The sequence below is a fragment of the Arthrobacter pityocampae genome (assembly GCF_002927275.1).
GTDB classification, from domain to species: domain Bacteria; phylum Actinomycetota; class Actinomycetes; order Actinomycetales; family Micrococcaceae; genus Arthrobacter_D; species Arthrobacter_D pityocampae.
This window is the reverse complement of record NZ_PRKW01000005.1, coordinates 286,898-300,750: the sequence shown is the minus strand read 5'-3', so window position 1 is coordinate 300,750 and position 13,853 is coordinate 286,898. Positions and strand designations below refer to the sequence as shown.

11 protein-coding genes are annotated in these 13,853 nt (G+C 67.6%); 6 read left to right on the top strand and 5 right to left on the bottom strand.

Features of this window, described 5'->3' with window-relative positions; all coding sequences use genetic code 11:
* Nucleotide 1: 1 nt before the first annotated feature.
* From C4K88_RS12835 to C4K88_RS12815, 5 genes are all read right to left on the bottom strand, one after another.
* The gene (locus C4K88_RS12835; protein ID WP_104122015.1) at nucleotides 2-949 is read right to left on the bottom strand and encodes an ABC transporter ATP-binding protein; all 948 of its coding nucleotides are present in this window, start codon (nucleotides 947-949) and stop codon (nucleotides 2-4) included.
* Nucleotides 950-1,093: 144 nt separating this feature from the next.
* Nucleotides 1,094-1,879 carry an ABC transporter permease gene (locus C4K88_RS12830; protein WP_104122242.1) on the bottom strand — a complete coding sequence of 262 codons (786 nt, stop codon included), beginning with the start codon at nucleotides 1,877-1,879 and terminating at the stop codon, nucleotides 1,094-1,096.
* Nucleotides 1,880-1,968: 89 nt separating this feature from the next.
* Nucleotides 1,969-2,958, bottom strand: a complete 990-nt coding sequence (locus tag C4K88_RS12825; RefSeq protein ID WP_104122014.1) for an ATP-binding cassette domain-containing protein — start codon at nucleotides 2,956-2,958, stop codon at nucleotides 1,969-1,971.
* 34 nt (nucleotides 2,959-2,992) lie between these two features.
* Nucleotides 2,993-4,183 (bottom strand): MFS transporter, encoded by a 1,191-nt coding sequence (locus C4K88_RS12820; protein ID WP_104122241.1) that lies wholly within the window; start codon nucleotides 4,181-4,183, stop codon nucleotides 2,993-2,995.
* A 228-nt stretch (nucleotides 4,184-4,411) separates the two neighbouring features.
* Nucleotides 4,412-6,094, bottom strand: a complete 1,683-nt coding sequence (locus tag C4K88_RS12815) for an ABC-F family ATP-binding cassette domain-containing protein (protein ID WP_104122013.1) — start codon at nucleotides 6,092-6,094, stop codon at nucleotides 4,412-4,414.
* 155 nt (nucleotides 6,095-6,249) lie between these two features.
* On the opposite strand from C4K88_RS12815, the gene C4K88_RS12810 reads away from it, so the two are divergent.
* The 6 genes from C4K88_RS12810 (at nucleotide 6,250) to C4K88_RS12785 (ending at nucleotide 13,549) form a co-directional block, all read left to right on the top strand.
* Nucleotides 6,250-7,230 carry a sensor histidine kinase gene (locus C4K88_RS12810; RefSeq protein WP_146065686.1) on the top strand — a complete coding sequence of 327 codons (981 nt, stop codon included), beginning with the start codon at nucleotides 6,250-6,252 and terminating at the stop codon, nucleotides 7,228-7,230.
* Complete coding sequence (locus tag C4K88_RS12805) at nucleotides 7,230-7,916, top strand: response regulator transcription factor (protein ID WP_104122011.1); 687 nt, start codon at nucleotides 7,230-7,232, stop codon at nucleotides 7,914-7,916. The genes C4K88_RS12810 and C4K88_RS12805 overlap by 1 nt, the downstream gene beginning before the upstream one ends.
* Before the next feature lie 148 nt (nucleotides 7,917-8,064).
* The gene (locus C4K88_RS12800; RefSeq protein ID WP_104122010.1) at nucleotides 8,065-9,123 is read left to right on the top strand and encodes an ABC transporter substrate-binding protein; all 1,059 of its coding nucleotides are present in this window, start codon (nucleotides 8,065-8,067) and stop codon (nucleotides 9,121-9,123) included.
* 53 nt (nucleotides 9,124-9,176) lie between these two features.
* Nucleotides 9,177-10,916: an ABC transporter permease gene (locus C4K88_RS12795; RefSeq protein ID WP_241521917.1), complete on the top strand. Its 1,740-nt coding sequence runs from the start codon at nucleotides 9,177-9,179 to the stop codon at nucleotides 10,914-10,916.
* 35 nt (nucleotides 10,917-10,951) lie between these two features.
* Complete coding sequence (locus tag C4K88_RS12790) at nucleotides 10,952-12,103, top strand: ABC transporter ATP-binding protein (RefSeq protein ID WP_104122009.1); 1,152 nt, start codon at nucleotides 10,952-10,954, stop codon at nucleotides 12,101-12,103.
* Between the two features lie 45 nt (nucleotides 12,104-12,148).
* The gene (locus C4K88_RS12785) at nucleotides 12,149-13,549 is read left to right on the top strand and encodes an MFS transporter (RefSeq protein ID WP_104122008.1); all 1,401 of its coding nucleotides are present in this window, start codon (nucleotides 12,149-12,151) and stop codon (nucleotides 13,547-13,549) included.
* Nucleotides 13,550-13,853 lie beyond the last annotated feature (304 nt).

Sequence of the window (13,853 nt, the reverse complement as noted above, 5' to 3'; positions counted from 1 at the left end):
ATCAGCGTCCTTCCGCGGGTGCAGGAGCCTCGCCGGAGGCGGGCAGAGCATGCGAGTGGTATTCGACTTCGGTCTGGGTGAGCTCCATGTAGGCGTCCTCGAGGGAGACCTGCAGGGGCGTGAGCTCGTACACGAGGACGCCCTCCCGGAGGGCGATCTCCGCGATGCGGCGGGGCTCGACCCCGGTGATCTCGAACAGTTCGGGCTCGAGCACCTGGGAGCTGACGCCCTCACCGGCGAGGCTGCCGAGCAGGTCCTGGGGGCGGTCCGCCCGCACCCTGACACGGACCTTGCCCTGCCCGTCGATGATCGTCTGGATGGGGGCGTCCGCGATGATGCGCCCGCGGCCGATCACGATGAGATGGTCCGCGGTCAGGGCCATCTCCGACATGAGGTGCGAGGACAGGAAGACCGTCCGCCCCTCGGCCGCGAGTCCTTTCGCGAGATGGCGGACCCACTGCACACCCTCCGGGTCGAGGCCGTTCACGGGCTCGTCGAGGATGACCGTGTGGGGGTCGCCGAGAAGGGCGGCCGCGATGCCGAGCCGCTGGCCCATGCCGAGCGAGAACCCGCCCACCCGCTTCTTCGCCACCGGGCCGAGCCCGGTGAGCTCGATGACCTCCCTGACCCGGCTGTTCGGGATGCCGTGGGTTGCCGCCATGGCCCGCAGGTGGTTGTAGGCGGAGCGCTTGGTATGGACGGCTTTGGCGTCGAGGAGTGCCCCCACCTCCCGGAGCGGGGCCCTGTGCTGCGCGTAGGGGCTTCCGTTCACGGTGACGCGCCCGCCGGTCGGGTTGTCCAGCCCGACGATCATGCGCATCGTCGTGGACTTGCCGGCACCGTTCGGGCCGAGGAAGCCGGTCACCTTGCCGGGCTGGACGGTGAAGGAGACGGCGTCGACCGCCGTCTTGGCGCCGTACCGCTTCGAGAGGGCCTGTGCCTCGATCATGGCTGCGTCCTTTGCATGGTTCCGCGTCCGGGATGCCGCGGACGCGGCTCCCTCATCAACAGTAGGCCTGGGGCCGGTGAGGTTCACCGGCCCCAGGGATGATCGCTGACACGGCGCAGTACGTCTTTCGGACGACGCGCCCGCCTAGCGGCTGCTGATCGACGCGAACTTGCGTACGCAGAGCGGGACGAAGACCACGAGCATGAACGCCGCACCGATCAGCACGGTCAGGACGGCGTTCTGCATCGGCCAGACATCGGGCGTGGGGACGGTCCCCGTATTACCGAACAGTTCACGGACCGCCTGAACCAGCGCGGAGACCGGATTCCAGTTGGCGAAGGTCTCCAGCGGCCCCGGGAGGTTCTGGGACTGGACGAAGGCGATCGAGATGAACGTGAGCGGGAACAGGATCATGAAGGAGGCGTTGTTGATGACCTCCGGGCTCTTCACCGACATGCCCAGCAACGCCATCACCCAGCTGAAGGCATAGGAGAAGAGCAGTAGCAGGCCGATGCCGGCGAGCACGCTGGAGAACGAGGTAGTGACGCGCCATCCGACCAGGAACCCCGTGCCCATCATGATCGTCACCGAGAGCGTGTTGAGCACGAGGTCGCTGTTGGTCCGTCCGACGAGCACGGCCGACGGACTCATGGGCAGCGTGCGGAAGCGGTCGATGATGCCGTCCTTGAGGTCCTGGGCCATCGCCGAGCCGGAGAACGTTGAGCCGAAGATCACGGTCTGGGCGAAGATGCCTGCCATCAGGTACTGCGTGTAGTCGCTGCCCTCCACCTCGATGGAGCCGCCGTAGATCTGGCTGAAAAGCAGCACGAACATGATGGGCTGCAGAACGGCGAAGATCAGCATGTCCGGCGAGCGCTTCAGTTTGATCAGATTCCGCTTGGTGACGGTCCACCCGTCGGAGAACCACATGGCCAGCTCGGACGGGCCGGCGGGGGTTGCGCCCCGCCGGGCGGGCTGATCGGGGTTCTCTGGCTGCCGGTCCTCGGGTGCCAGGACACTCATGCTGCCGCCTCCTTCTGGGGTGCTGACTGCTCGGTGTCCTCCGCGCGGTGCCCCGTCAGCTGCAGGAACACGTCGTCGAGGCTGGGGCGCCGCATCCCGGCGTCGTGCAGGTGGATGCCGCCCTCACCGAGTTCGGACAGGATGTACTGGAGTGCCCGCGGGCCTTCGGTGACGGCCACCTCGATGCTGCGCCCGTCGGCGCCGACCACGGGCTCCCCTTCTCCGTGGCGTGCGAGGATTTGCGTCGCGGCCCCGGCGTCGGCCGCGTCCACGAGGGACACCACGACACGGTGTCCGCCGATCTGCGCCTTCAGCTGGTCGGACGTGCCCTCGGCGATGGTCCTGCCGCCGTCGATCACCGCGATGTCGTCGGACAGCTGGTCCGCCTCCTCGAGGTACTGCGTGGTCAGCAGCAGCGTGGTGCCGTCCTTGACGAGGTCCTGGATGATGCCCCACAGCGAGATGCGGCTCCGGGGATCGAGACCCGTGGTGGGTTCGTCGAGGAACAGGATCTTCGGATTGATGACCAGCGCGCCGGCGAGGTCGATCCGGCGTCGCATGCCGCCCGAGAAGCCCTTGACGGGGCGGTTCCCCGCCTCGGTCAGCTCGAACTGGTCGATCAGTTCCTGGGCCCGGCGTCGGGCCTCCCGGGCGCCCAGGTGGTACAGCCTGCCGACCATCTCGAGGTTCTCGAGACCGGTGAGATTCTCGTCCACGGCCGCGTACTGGCCGGAGACGCCGATGATGCGACGTGCCGCCTTCGGGTTCCGGCGGACGTCGATGCCGTCGATGTGCGCCGTGCCCGCCGTCGGTTGGATGAGGGTGGTGAGGATCTTGACCACGGTGGTCTTTCCTGCGCCGTTCGGCCCCAGCAGGGCCTTGACTGTTCCCTGGGGAACGGACAGATTCATGCCGTCGAGCGCATGCACGGGGCCGCTCTTCGACGAATAGATCTTCTTCAGACCTTCTGCTTCGATGATCGCCATGCAGAACAGGGTAGAACCCACCCGTCGGCGTGTCCTACGGGATTCGGTCAGGATCTGTCCGCAATGTCTCCGTGGCATGGACGGTGCGCTCGCGGGCGACCGGCGCGACGAGGAAGGACGCCAGCACGGCCACCCCCACGGCGAGCAGTGCCGTGCGGATCCCGACGGCGTCGCCGAGGAATCCGAGGAGCGGCGGACCGGCGAGGAACGCCGTGTACCCGATGGTGGACACCACGGAGACCCGGGCCGCGGCACGCTCGGGCTCGTCCGCCGCGGCGGACATGCCCATCGGGAAGCCGAGCGCCGCACCCGCACCCCAGAGCACGGCGCCGACAGCGGCCAGCGGCACGGAGGGTGCGAGGACGAACACCACGAGCCCCACGAGGGAAGAGCCGAGGCCGGCCTGGAGGACGCGGACCCGCCCGAACCGGTCGATCAGGGGACCGCCGACGAAGCGCAGCGCCGTCATTGCGGCGACGAAGACGGCGAACATGATGGCGCCGGTGCTCTCCGTGGTCCCCAGCCCGTCCACGGTGGCCTTCGCCACCCAGTCGTTCGCGGCACCCTCGGTCAGCGCCGCGCCCAGCACCACGAGCCCGATCAGCAGGGTGCGCGGCTCACCCCAGGCGCCGAGGCCCCCAGGCCGGGTGCGGCGCGGCGCCGTGCCGTCCTCCCCTCCCGCGTTCTCGGGCAGGAAGTACCGGGGCGTCCACAGGGAGACGGCGAGGCTGAGGACGGCGACGGCGGCGAGGTGCGTGGACAGCGGCACGTCGAGCGCGGACAGTCCCGCCCCGATGAGGGCACCGACGAAGGCTCCGCCGCTGAACGCGGCGTGGAAGCGCGGCATGATGGTCCGCCCGACCCGGCGTTCGACGTCGGCCCCCTCGATGTTCTGTCCCACGTCCCAGAGGGCGATGCCGCTCCCGAACAGGAACAGCCCGACGGCGACCACCGGCACCGAGACGGTGACGAGGCCGAACGCGACGGTCAGGGCGGCCACAGCCGCCGCGGTTCCCCCGAGGCGGACCGTGTTGCCGATGCCGAAGCGGGCGGCGACGAGACCGGCCAGCGGCAGGGACAGGACCGAGCCGACGGCCCCGATGAGCAGGAGGGTCCCCGTCTGGCCGGAGCCCAGGCCGAGGGTGCTCGAAGCGGCCGGGATACGCGCGGCCCAGCTCGCGAACACGAGACCGTTGAGCCCGAAGATGGCGTAGGTGGCGATCATGGCGGCGCGGACGGCGGGTTTCACCCTGTAACCGTAGGCGGGTGCGATAGTGCTCCACAAATGGCCGCACGTCGCACAGGCTTATCCACCGATTGTGGATAAGCCTGTGGAGAGCGTGTGGACGAGCGGACCGGGACTACTCCCAGTCGGTCTCCACGGTGAGGGTGTCACCGCTAATGGTGACGGCGGCCCGCAGGACGCGCGCGCATCGGCGCGTCCTGCCGCGGCTCAGCGCGCCCGGACCACCCGGCTCTCGTCCCACACGGGCTCCTTCGTCTCGTACACCTTGCCGTCGGAGCCGAAGACCAGGAAACGGTCGAAGCTCCGGGCGAACCAGCGATCGTGAGTGACGGCGATGACCGTCCCCTCGAAGGCGTCGATCGCGCGCTCCAGCGCCTCCGCCGAATGGAGGTCCAGGTTGTCGGTCGGCTCGTCGAGCAGCAGCAGGGTGGCGCCGGAGAGTTCGAGCAGCAGGATCTGCAGCCGCGCCTGCTGGCCGCCGGAGAGGGAGTCGTAGGGCTGCTCGGCCTGCGGGGCGAGTCCGTAGCGGTCGAGCACGGCGGACGCGGCCTCCCGGCCCAGCCCCGAGCGGTGCTCGTCACCCCGGTGGAGGATGTCGATGAGGGTCCGGCCGAGGAGATCCGGGCGGGAGTGCGTCTGCGCGAAGAATCCCGGTCGGATCCGCGCGCCCAGCTTCACCGAGCCCTCGTGCGGCACGGCGGCGATGTCGACGTCGGACACGGGCTGGTGCTCCTTGTCCGGATCCGACCCGCCGGCGGCGAGCAGCCGCAGGAAGTGGGACTTGCCCGAGCCGTTGGAGCCGAGCACGCCGACCCGGTCACCGAACCAGATCTCCGTGCTGAAGGGCTTCATGAGGCCGGTGAGTTCGAGCTTCTGGGCGACGACGGCGCGCTTCGCGGTGCGCCCGCCCGCCAGCCGCATCGACACGTTCTGCTCGAGGGGGATGGCCTCCGGGGGGCCGGCTTCGAGGAACTTCGCCAGCCGCGTCTGCGCCGCGTGGTAGCGGTTGGCCATGTCCGAGCGGAACGCCGCCTTGTTCTTGTACATGTTGACGAGTTCCTTGAGCTTCAGGTGCTCCTCGTCCCAGCGCTTGCGCAGTTCCTCGAACCGCGCGTTGCGGTCCTCCCGCGCCTTCAGGTAGGTCTCGAAACCGCCGCCGTGCGTCCACGACGACGCCCCGAGGACGCCGGGTTCCAGCGTCACGATGCGGGTGGCCGCATTGGCGAGCAGTTCGCGGTCGTGGCTGACGAACAGCACCGACTTCTTCGACTCCCGCATTTTCGCCTCCAGCCAGCGCTTGCCGGGCACGTCCAGGTAGTTGTCGGGCTCGTCCAGGAGCAGGAGTTCGTCGGGACCCGAGAACAGGGCCTCCAGCACCAGCCGCTTCTGCTCTCCGCCCGAGAGCGACGACGCCGCACGGTACTGCGCGCGGTCGAAGGGGACACCGAGGGCGGCCATCGTGACCTCGTCCCAGGTGGTCTCCAGTTCGTACCCGCCCGCGTCGCCCCAGTCGGCGATCGCCTGCGCGTACCTCATCTGCGTGGGCTCGTCGTCGGCCTCCATCATGGCGAGTTCGGCGTCGTCGATCCGCTGCGCGGCGGCGGCGAGCCTGGGCGGCGCGGCGGAGACGAGGAGGTCGCGGACCGTCGAGTCGTCGCGCACCTGGCCGACGAACTGCCGCATGATGCCCATCGCCCCCGAGCGGCTGACCGCTCCCTCGTCGGCCGTGAGGTCCCCGGCGACGATCCGCAGGAGGGTCGTCTTGCCCGTGCCGTTCGGGCCGATCAGGGCGGTCTTGTGGCCGTCGCCGACCTTGAAGGCGACACCGTTGAGCAGTTGCCTGCCGTCGGAGAGGAAGTAGTCGATACCGGATACGTCGAGATGAGCCACGCATCAAGTGTTTCATCCGGCACCAAGTCGATGTTCCTGCGCCGGCCCGGGCATACCGGCTCCGTACCGGCCACACCCTATGCCCCATGCCCCATGCATCCTCGGCGGTCGCCGCCCGGCCACCTCGGGCAGAGGGGCACCTCTACACTGCTTAGGTGAACTGGCTCTACTACTGCTCGGCCGCTGGAGCGGTGCTCGGCCTGTTCCTCGTGTGGCGGATGCCTCTTCCCCTGGCCGTACGGATGGCTGCGGGAGCATTCTTCGTCCTGCTGGCGGGACTCTTCCTTGTCAGCGCCGTCGTAGCCTCCGGGGACACCCTTGCTGCGTTGACCTTCGACACCCTGGCCATCGGTTCGATGGTTGCTCTCTTCCTGATCGTCCGGTCGTGGCTTTCCGATCGCGCCGAGATCGAACGTCTGCGCAGCATCGCCCAGCGGAACGCGGACCAGATCTCGGTGGTCAGTCACGAGATCCGAACACCTCTGGCCCTCATCCGGGGAGCGGCGGACCTTCTGGCCGAACGTTCCCCCGGCCCGTTGACGGACAGCCAGGCCCGCTTCGTCACGACGATCAGCGGCAACTGCCACGCTGTCATCGCTCTTGCCGAGGACCTGCTGACGCAGGCACGGATCGACGCCGGCATGTTCGAACTCCACCTTCACCGTGTGAACCTGCGAACCCTGGCGTCCACGGTCATCGGCGAACTGCGCCAGCTGCACCCCACCCAGTTCGCCCTCGACTGTCCGGGCGCTCCCCCGCGCGTGTGGGCCGATGGTGCACTGATCCGCCAGGCGATGACCAACCTCATCAATAACGCCGTAGCCCATGCGACGAACGCGAGTCTGATCACGGTCCGTGTCGTGAATGCTGACGATCAGGTGCTGATCTCGGTCAGCGACGACGGCGAGGGCATGGAGGAGGATCAGCGCCGTGAGCTGTTCACGCGGTTCTCCAGCGGCCGCCCGCTACAGGACGGAACAGGTCTCGGTCTGGTGATCACCCGGCAGATCGTCCAGATGCACGGCGGTGACGTGTTCGTCGACAGCACGATAGGGCGCGGGACCACCATGCTGTTCAGCCTGCCTGAGCGCACCCCCGCCATAACAATGGAACCCACCCCGGCAGGGATCACCTGATGGAGCACCAACACCTCGCCCTCGTCGTCGACGACGAACCCCAGATGCTCGACATCGTCACTTTCGCCCTCGAGACACAGGCCTTCTCGCATGTGTCGGCCAAAGACGCTGTGACTGCCTGGCAGCTCTTCCGTGCCCGGCACTTCGACCTCGTCGTACTCGATGTGATGCTGCCGCAGTCGTCAGGACTGTCGCTCTGCCGGCGTATCCGTGAGGTCAGTGACGTGCCGGTGCTGTTGCTGACCGCCAAAAGCGGGGTGCAGGACCGCATCGCGGGCCTCGAGGCCGGCGCCGACGACTACGTGACAAAACCCTTCCACCCCAGGGAACTCGCCCTGCGCGCCGAAGCCATCGTGCGCCGATCGGCGCCGACCCCGGAGTCCTCGGAGCTGGTGCACGGACCACTGCGCATCAGCCAGGAAAAGGCAACGGTACACGGACGCTATCTCCACCTCTCGGCGCTCGAGTTGAGGCTCCTGCGGCGGCTGGCCAGTGCGCACGGCCAACCCGTGTCCTTCCGTGATCTCCTGCTCTCCGGCTGGCAGATCGACGAGGGTCCCGGCGGACGCGAAATGCTCAAGACCGCCCTGTACCGGGTCCGGAAAGCCCTGCACGGCGAAGGACTGCCCCGCGCGATCCGCGCGGTGCGGGGGGTCGGCTACGAGCTGGGTGGCCCTGGCGGGTGACCGGCCCCAAAGTCACAACGCTGTGACCGAGCGTGACCATCACCACCACTTCCGCCTACCACGGCGTCGATACCGTGGACAACGCTCCCATCCGGCTCCGGATGATCGACGGGCAGCGACGACGCCGCCCCCCACGAAAGGCAAGCCCATGAAGCGCAAAGTAGCGCTCTCCATGGCCATTCTCGGCTCCACCGCGCTCAGCCTCACAGGCTGCGTGGTCGACGACACCCAGCAGGCCTCAGCGGACGGGGAGCTCAGCGGAAGCCTGACCGTCGCCTGCGGCGCGATGGAGGACTGGTGCCAGGCGATGACGACCGCATTCACCGAGAAGACCGGGGTCCAGACAGACTTCGTCCGTCTGTCCTCGGGCGAGACGGTAGCCCGCCTCGAAGCAGCGAAGAGCTCCCCCGAATTCGATGTGTGGCACGGCGGACCGGCCGACGGCTACGGAACCGCCAGCGACGCGGGCCTGCTGGAACAGTACGAATCGCCCAATGCCGCGCAGATCCCTGCGAAGTACCGTGATGCCGAGAACTTCTGGACCGGTGTCTATGTCGGAGCGCTGGGTTTCTGCTCCAACCAGGCGAAGCTCGACTCACTCGGCGTGGATGTTCCGACGGCGTGGGATGACCTGCTGGACCCGAAACTCGCCGGCCAGGTCTCCACGGCGCATCCGTCGACGTCGGGTACCGCTTTCACCACCATGTGGACGCAGGTCACCCTCGCGAATGGTGACGAGGACGCGGCGTTCGACTACATGCGCAAGCTGCACAACAACGTACTGCAGTACTCCAAGAGCGGCACCGCCCCCGGTCAGGCTGCCGGACGCGGCGAGGCCGCCGTCGGGCTCGTCTTCACCCACGACTGCGTGAAGTACAAGGAAGCGGGCATGACCGACCTGCAGGTCTCCCTGCCGGAGGAGGGCACAGGCTACGAGGTCGGCGGCGTCGGCATCGTCAAGGGCACCCAGAACCTTGCCGCCGCGCAGGCCTACATCGACTGGTCGCTCACCCCGGAGGCGCAGGACATCGGACCGACGGTGGGCTCATATCAGGTCCTGACCAACCCGGAGTCCGTGCAGGACGAGCGCATGATCGACCTCGGGACCACCAACCTCGTGGACTACGACTTCGCCGCCGCCGCGGCCGCGAAGAAGGAACTCACGACACGCTTCGACGAGGAGATCGCGGCGCAGCCGCGCGAGTAGCGCAACCCCAGGCTTCTCGCCCGTTCACCGTCCCGTCCCTGCAAGGAGCCCCCGTGAGCCTCGACACGCTCCCACCCGCCACCCTCCCGGCGGTTGCCCCACCCCGGAAGGAGTCCCGCCGGGGCGGGGCGAAGTTGGACACCGTCACCAAACTGGTCATCGCCGGCGTCGTCCTGATCCTCATGATCCTGATCGGCTACCCACTGGTACGCATCCTCACCCAGGCGTTCACCGTGGAGGGTCTCGGCACGCTGCAGGACATCTTCTCGTCCTCGGCCAACCGCACCGTCCTGGTGAACACCGTGATCCTCGGGGTCCTCGTGGGGATAGTGGGTACCGCGGTCGGCTTCGCGTTCGCCTATGCGCAGGCCCGGCTGGATTTCCGCGGGAAGAGGCTCCTGCATCTCATCGCGCTCCTGCCGATCGTCTCGCCTCCGTTCGCGGTCGCCACCGCGGTGATCACCCTCTTCGGCCGCAGCGGACTGATCACCAACAAGCTGCTCGGGCAGGACTACAACATCTACGGGCTGACCGGACTGACCCTGGTCCTATCCCTGTCCTTCTTCCCCGTCGCCTACATGAACCTGCTCGGGATGCTCCGCAGCCTCGACCCGGCAACAGACGAAGCAGCACTCAGTCTTGGCGCCAACCGTTGGAAGATCTTCCGCAGCGTCACCATCCCCATGCTCATCCCGGGCTTTGCGAGCTGCTTCCTGCTGCTCTTCGTCGAGGCGATCGCTGACCTCGCGAATCCACTGGTGATCGGAGGGGATTTCACCGTCCTGTCCTCCCGCGCCTATATCGCGATCACCGGCGAGTACGACGTCGCCAGCGGAGCCGCCTACTCCCTGGTCCTCCTGGTCCCCGGCCTGCTCGTGTTCCTCATTCAGCGGTACTGGGCCGAGCGACGCAGTGTGGTCTCGGTGACGGGCAAGCCCTCCGGCAACATCACCCTGCTCCGCTCGCCCCTGGGACGCGTCCCCCTGCTCGCCGCGGTGTTCGCGATCGCCACCCTGATCATCGCCATCTACGTCACCGTCTTCGTCGGGGCATTCACCGCGATCCTTGGGGTGAACAACACGTTCACCCTCGCGAACTACCGGTACGTCCTCTCGGGCATCGGATCCGATGCCATGTTCACCACCACGATCCTCGCCCTGATCGCCACCCCCATCGCCGGGGCACTGGGCATGATCCTTGCCTGGCTGGTCGTGCGGAAGATCCGGCGCGGCCGCGGTGCCCTCGATTTCCTCGGCATGCTCGGGCTCGCCGTCCCCGGGACGGTCCTCGGCATCGGTTACGCGGTGGCCTTCAACAGGCCCCTCATCATCGGCAACATCCAGTTGCTGCCGGCGCTCGCGGGCGGAGGTGCCATCTTCGGCGGAGCCCTCGCCATCGTCATGGTGTACGTGATCCGGTCGATGCCCTCGGGTCAGCGGTCCGGCATCGCCTCGCTGCAACAGATCGATCCTGCGATCGACGAGGCATCAACGTCCCTGGGAGCATCCGGCTTCAGGACCTTCTGGAGTATCACGCTGCCACTCATCCGCCCCGCCCTGCTCTCCGGGCTGACCTACGCCTTCGCCCGGGCCATGACCACGCTCTCGCCCATCATCTTCATCACCACACCGCAGACGAAGATCATGACTTCCCAGATCCTCTCCGAGGTGGATGCCGGCCGGTTCGGCAACGCCTTCGCGTACTGCACCATCCTCATCGCGATCGTCCTCGGGGTCATCGGCCTCATGAACCTCATCATCCGCGACCGCAGCGCACCGACGCGCACCAGCTGACTCCTCCACTGCCTGCCCAACACCGGAGAACAACCATGGCGACAAGCCTCAGTACCACCCGCGAGACCCCCCGGACTGCATCACCCGCCGGAAGCCTGCAGCTGACGGACCTCGTCAAGCAGTATCCCGGCAGCGCCGGCACGGAGCCGGCCGTCGCCGGCATCACCCTCGATATCCGGCCGGGGGAGTTCCTCACCCTCCTCGGCCCCTCGGGGTGCGGCAAGACCACCACCCTCCGCATGATCGCGGGATTCGAGACGCCGTCCCACGGCACTCTGACCCTCGACGGCGAGGACATGATCGCGCTCACCCCGGACAAGCGGCCGATGGCCATGGTCTTCCAGTCCTATGCGCTCTTCCCGCACATGAGCGTCTTCGACAACGTCGCCTACGGGCTGCGGCTGCAGAGATTTCCCAGAAAGCGGGTCCAGGAGGAAGTCGACTTCGCCCTGGCGTCCATGAGCCTCACGAAACTCGCTGACCGGGCACCCAACCAGCTCTCCGGGGGCCAGCAGCAGCGCGTTGCCCTCGCCCGCGCCATGGTCATGAAGCCGAAGGTCCTGCTGTTCGACGAACCGCTGTCCAATCTCGACGCGAAGCTCCGCGTCCAGATGCGCACGGAGATCCGGGCGCTCCAGCACAAGCTCGGTATCACCAGCGTCTACGTCACCCATGACCAGGACGAAGCGATGAGCCTGTCCGACCGCATCGTGGTGATGCGCCAGGGACGGATCGAGCAGGTTGCCACACCCGATACCGTCTACAGGAAACCCGCGTCCGTCTTCGTGGCGGACTTCATCGGTCGCGCGAACTTCCTCGACACGACCATAGACACCCTCGTGACCGACGGCGGCGGCAACCGCGCCACGGTGCGGGCCCTCGGTGCAACCTATGTCGTCCCCGCGCACGACGCCCTCGTGACCGGTAGCCCGGTCTGCCTGATGGTGCGCCCCGAATCCGTCGCCCTCTCTCCGGCGCCCGAATCCCGCGAGGTCACCGGCAGTTATGGGCGCGTCCTGAAATCGGTGTTCTACGGCGCCTGGGTCGAGTACGAGATCGAGACCGTCGACGGCAACGTCACCGCCGTCATCCACGACCCCGCCCCGGGGGACATCCTCGCCTCCGGCACCTTCGTCCAGGTGTCCTTCGAGCAGGACCGTGCCTGGCTGCTCCCCGCCGATGACTAGGCCCCTCCAACCACCCACCAGCAGCATCTACGAAGGACACGCACCATGACCCAGACCACGACCAGTGGCACCTGGGCCGACAAGGGACTCATGAGGTTCCTCGCCGCGCCCCCACCCGCAGAACGCCTCGACGACGCCACCGTGCAGAAGCGCTACCCCAAACTCCGCCTCCAGGTCTTCCTCGGCATCTTCATCGGCTACGCCGGCTATTACCTCGTCCGCAACAACGTGCCCCTCGTGGCGACGATCCTGCGCGACGAGGAAGGGTTCACCACCCTTGGACTCGGCATCGTCACCAACGCCGTCCTCGTCGCCTACGGGCTCAGCAAGTTCCTCAGCGCGATCGTCAGCGACCGCAGCAGCGCCCGGCTGTTCCTTCCCATCGGGCTGGCCCTTTCCGCGCTCGCGAACCTGTTCATCGGGTTCGTTCCCGGAATCGGGGCGAGTGTCGCGTTCTTCGCCGTCATCATGATCTTCAACGGCTTCGTCCAGGGCATGGGGTGGCCTCCCAGTGGACGCACCCTCGTCCACTGGTTCTCGACCTCCGAGCGCGGATCGAAGACGGCACTCTGGAACATCGCGCACAACATCGGCGGGGCCGGCTCCGGCGCTCTTGCCGGGCTCGCGCTGGCCACGTTCGGCAACTGGCAGGCTGCGTTCTGGTTCCCGGGCATCGTCTGCCTCGTCATCGCCGTCATCGCGTTCTTCCTCCTGCGCGACACCCCGGAGTCCGAGGGCCTGCCGCCCATCGAGGAGTACCGCGCGGATCCCGCCCCGGTTTCATCCGATGCGGCCGACGACGACGCCACGACGTGGCAGACCGTCAACCGCTATGTGCTCCGCAACGCGACCATGGTCAAACTCGCGATGGCCAACGTCTTCGTCTACACGCTCCGCTACGGCGTGCTCGTCTGGGCCCCCGTGTACCTGGCCGACGAGCGCGGGGCGAGCCTCGGCGAAGGCATCGCCGGCTTCTCCCTCTTCGAGCTCGCCGGGATCCCGGGCACCCTGCTGTGCGGCTACCTCAGCGACAAGGTGTTCCGCGGACGCCGCTCCCCCGCGGGGATCACGTTCCTCATCGGAGTCTTCCTCGCTGTCCTCGTCTACTGGCTCTCCCCGGTCGACTGGCCGCTCGGGGTCTCCTACGCGGCCCTCGTCGTCATCGGCGGACTGATCTACGGGCCGGTCATGCTCATCGGCCTGCAGGCCCTGGACCTCAGCCCCCGCAAGGTCGCCGGCACCGCGGCGGGCTTCACCGGGCTCTTCGGCTACGTCCTGGGCGCAACGCTCGCCTCGACCGGCATCGGCCTCGCGGTCCACAACTTCGGCTGGGACGTCACCTTCATCCTGATTCTCGCGTGCGTCCTGCTCGCCATCGCCTTCATGTACTCGGTAGGCCGTGACGAGCAGGCGATGCGCAAGCGGAACCTCGCCGAACGGGTCTGACCTCGTTTTCCACCCCCGGGATCAGACAAGGACCGGCACCAGCCCTGCGGGGTCGGTGCCGGTCCTTTGCGTTGGACTGTCCCGGAGCACCATCACCGGGCGCCGGGAACACCTCCGCGGCGGGCGGGCGACCATGAGCGGACGGTCCGAGGGACCAGATGAGCATGCAGACCACGGCGAGCAGGCCCCGAACCACCAGCGGAGTGGCGGCCATGGCATCGAACAGTGGCGTGAGGACGGACGAATCACACGAGGTCGGGGCGGGTAGGGTCGGCCTTTTCCGGAGATATGTCCACTGAAATGC

What these genes read in the sequence shown, in the direction of transcription:
- C4K88_RS12835 (WP_104122015.1), bottom strand. Translation starts at nt 949, where the DNA reads ATGATCGAGGCACAGGCCCTCTCGAAGCGGTACGGCGCCAAGACGGCG.
- C4K88_RS12830 (WP_104122242.1), bottom strand. Translation starts at nt 1,879, where the DNA reads ATGTGGTTCTCCGACGGGTGGACCGTCACCAAGCGGAATCTGATCAAA.
- C4K88_RS12825 (WP_104122014.1), bottom strand. Translation starts at nt 2,958, where the DNA reads ATGGCGATCATCGAAGCAGAAGGTCTGAAGAAGATCTATTCGTCGAAG.
- C4K88_RS12820 (WP_104122241.1), bottom strand. Translation starts at nt 4,183, where the DNA reads ATGATCGCCACCTACGCCATCTTCGGGCTCAACGGTCTCGTGTTCGCG.
- C4K88_RS12805 (WP_104122011.1), top strand. Translation starts at nt 7,230, where the DNA reads ATGGAGCACCAACACCTCGCCCTCGTCGTCGACGACGAACCCCAGATG.
- C4K88_RS12800 (WP_104122010.1), top strand. Translation starts at nt 8,065, where the DNA reads ATGAAGCGCAAAGTAGCGCTCTCCATGGCCATTCTCGGCTCCACCGCG.
- C4K88_RS12790 (WP_104122009.1), top strand. Translation starts at nt 10,952, where the DNA reads ATGGCGACAAGCCTCAGTACCACCCGCGAGACCCCCCGGACTGCATCA.
- C4K88_RS12785 (WP_104122008.1), top strand. Translation starts at nt 12,149, where the DNA reads ATGACCCAGACCACGACCAGTGGCACCTGGGCCGACAAGGGACTCATG.